Source organism: Microseira wollei NIES-4236, from assembly GCF_020521235.1.
Classification (GTDB): Bacteria; Cyanobacteriota; Cyanobacteriia; order Cyanobacteriales; family Aerosakkonemataceae; genus Microseira; species Microseira wollei.
In genome coordinates, this window is record NZ_BLAY01000497.1 from 1 (window position 1) to 704 (window position 704).

The following is a 704-nucleotide window of genomic DNA, read 5'->3' on the forward strand; positions in this document are numbered from 1 at the left end:
GGCTTTACTACTGAATCTACAACCAGAGGTGGAACGAGAGTTGTAACTTGCTCATCTAAGACAAAACCTGTTTCATCAAACCGAATGATATTGCTAACTTGAAAGTCCATTAAGAGGTCTTCTACTTTTGGAAGGGGATGAGGAAATCTGTCCTTCATACTTTCTGGAATGATCAATACACCAGCAGCACCATCCGAAAATAAAAGGCTGATTGTCAGAGCCATCTCAAATATAGGGTCGTTTGGATCGTAGCAAAAAGTCCCGGTACGAGCATTGCATTGATCAAAGGCAATAACGATCGCTGCTTTTTCATCACGTTGACAGTATTTGATTGCGCTATTGAGGGGAAAGAATCCAGCTGCACAACCGTAGTTTACAAACTCTTCCGGTGCGGTGGTAGGAACAATACCTGAATGAATTACAGCTTGACATGCCAAATTTGGAAGAGTATTGGTATGAAAGCTGGTGTTGTATGTCACTCCTATATACCCGATTTCAGCCAAAGGAATAGTCGTTGATAATTGCTCGATAAGATTTAAGCACCATGAGAGTGGATGATGTTCTTGGTCGGCAAGAACTCTTTCTGGAACGCGCGTTCTAAGTCACAGCAAACTGGTCGCTGTTTGATGCCAAATTTTTGTGCAGCACGTTTTGCTAGTTTATTTGTACGATCTGAGCAAAGATTTGTTGGATACAACTTATCA

1 protein-coding gene is annotated in these 704 nt (G+C 41.6%); it reads right to left on the reverse strand.

The features are described 5' to 3' along the window. Nucleotides 1–503, reverse strand: a 503-nt coding sequence (locus tag MiSe_RS49490; RefSeq protein WP_226594955.1) for a hypothetical protein, incomplete at its 3' end; no start/stop codon positions are given. Nucleotides 504–704 lie beyond the last annotated feature (201 nt).